This window comes from Pseudomonas sp., assembly GCF_050739655.1.
Taxonomy (GTDB): domain Bacteria; phylum Pseudomonadota; class Gammaproteobacteria; order Pseudomonadales; family Pseudomonadaceae; genus Aquipseudomonas.
The window spans coordinates 2,501-4,844 of record NZ_JBOIBY010000304.1 but is presented as its reverse complement, the minus strand read 5'-3'; the positions used below and the strand labels follow the sequence as shown (position 1 = coordinate 4,844).

Below are 2,344 nucleotides of genomic sequence, written 5' to 3'. Positions count from 1 at the left end.
CAGCCCCAGGATGTGATGAGCCGACATCGAGGTGCCAAACACCGCCGTCGATATGAACTCTTGGGCGGTATCAGCCTGTTATCCCCGGAGTACCTTTTATCCGTTGAGCGATGGCCCTTCCATACAGAACCACCGGATCACTAAGACCTGCTTTCGCACCTGCTTGATCCGTCGATCTTGCAGTCAAGCACGCTTATGCCTTTGCACACAGTGCGCGATGTCCGACCGCGCTGAGCGTACCTTCGAGCTCCTCCGTTACTCTTTAGGAGGAGACCGCCCCAGTCAAACTACCCACCATACACGGTCCCCGACCCAGATAATGGGCCCAGGTTAGAACGTCAAGCACGACAGGGTGGTATTTCAAGGATGGCTCCACCACAGCTAGCGCCATGGTTTCATAGCCTCCCACCTATCCTACACAGACGAACTCAACGTTCAGTGTAAAGCTATAGTAAAGGTTCACGGGGTCTTTCCGTCTTGCCACGGGAACGCTGCATCTTCACAGCGATTTCAATTTCACTGAGTCTCGGGTGGAGACAGCGCCGCTGTCGTTACGCCATTCGTGCAGGTCGGAACTTACCCGACAAGGAATTTCGCTACCTTAGGACCGTTATAGTTACGGCCGCCGTTTACTGGGGCTTCGATCAAGAGCTTCGCCTTGCGGCTGACCCCATCAATTAACCTTCCAGCACCGGGCAGGCGTCACACCCTATACGTCCACTTTCGTGTTTGCAGAGTGCTGTGTTTTTGATAAACAGTCGCAGCGGCCTGGTTTCTGCGGCCCTCTTCAGCTATAGCTCGCATGAGCCACCAAAAAGGGCGCACCTTCTCCCGAAGTTACGGTGCCATGTTGCCTAGTTCCTTCACCCGAGTTCTCTCAAGCGCCTGAGAATTCTCATCCTACCCACCTGTGTCGGTTTACGGTACGGTCTGCGTAAGCTGAAGCTTAGGAGCTTTTCCTGGAAGCGTGGTATCAGTGACTTTGTCTTAAAGACTCGTCTCGGTGCTCGGTCTTAAAGGATCCCGGATTTGCCAAAGATCCAAACCTACCGCCTTTCCCCCGGACAACCAACGCCGGGTACACCTAACCTTCTCCGTCCCTCCATCGCACTTACGCGAGGTGCAGGAATATTAACCTGCTTCCCATCGACTACGACTTTCGTCCTCGCCTTAGGGGCCGACTCACCCTGCGCCGATTAACGTTGCGCAAGGAAACCTTGGGCTTTCGGCGTGCGGGTTTTTCACCCGCATTATCGTTACTCATGTCAGCATTCGCACTTCCGATACCTCCAGCAGACTTCTCAATCCACCTTCAACGGCTTACGGAACGCTCCTCTACCGCGTACATATAAATATGCACACCCCAAGCTTCGGTTCACTGCTTAGCCCCGTTAAATCTTCCCCGCAGACCGACTCGACCAGTGAGCTATTACGCTTTCTTTAAAGGGTGGCTGCTTCTAAGCCAACCTCCTGGCTGTCTGTGCCTTTCCACATGGTTTTCCACTTAGCAGTGAATTTGGGACCTTAGCTGTGGGTCTGGGTTGTTTCCCTTTTCCCGACGGACGTTAGCACCCGCCGTGTGTCTCCCATACAGTCCGTCTCGGTATTCGGAGTTTGCAATGGTTTGGTAAGTCGCGATGACCCCCTAGCCATAACAGTGCTCTACCCCCGAGAGGATACATATGAGGCGCTACCTAAATAGCTTTCGAGGAGAACCAGCTATCTCCGGGTTCGATTAGCTTTTCACTCCTAATCACAGCTCATCCCCGTCTTTTGCAACAGACGTGGGTTCGGGCCTCCAGTACCTGTTACGGCACCTTCACCCTGGCCATGACTAGATCACCCGGTTTCGGGTCTACTGCCCGCGACTATGCGCCCTTATCAGACTCGGTTTCCCTTCGCCTCCCCTATACGGTTAAGCTTGCCACGAACAGTAAGTCGCTGACCCATTATACAAAAGGTACGCAGTCACTCTTTCGAGCTCCTACTGCTTGTACGCACACGGTTTCAGGATCTATTTCACTCCCCTCTCCGGGGTTCTTTTCGCCTTTCCCTCACGGTACTGGTTCACTATCGGTCGGTCAGTAGTATTTAGCCTTGGAGGATGGTCCCCCCATGTTCAGACAGGGTTTCACGTGCCCCGCCCTACTCGTCTTCACTGGAGTGGCCCTTTTAAATACAGGGCTATCACCTTCTATGGCCAGCCGTTCCAGGCTGTTTTTCTAGAACCATTCCAGCTTAAGGGCTAGTCCCCGTTCGCTCGTCGCTACTCAGGGAATCTCGGTTGATTTCTTTTCCTCTGGTTACTTAGATATTTCAGTTCACCAGGTTCGCTTCCAGCAGC

Annotated in this window: 1 rRNA gene (only partly in view); it reads right to left on the bottom strand. The window is 53.5% G+C overall.

The annotated features are described in order from the left end of the window. Positions 1–2,344, bottom strand: a 23S ribosomal RNA gene (locus ACRESJ_RS14750) (its annotated part continues 162 nt past the right edge of the window); the annotation flags it as partial.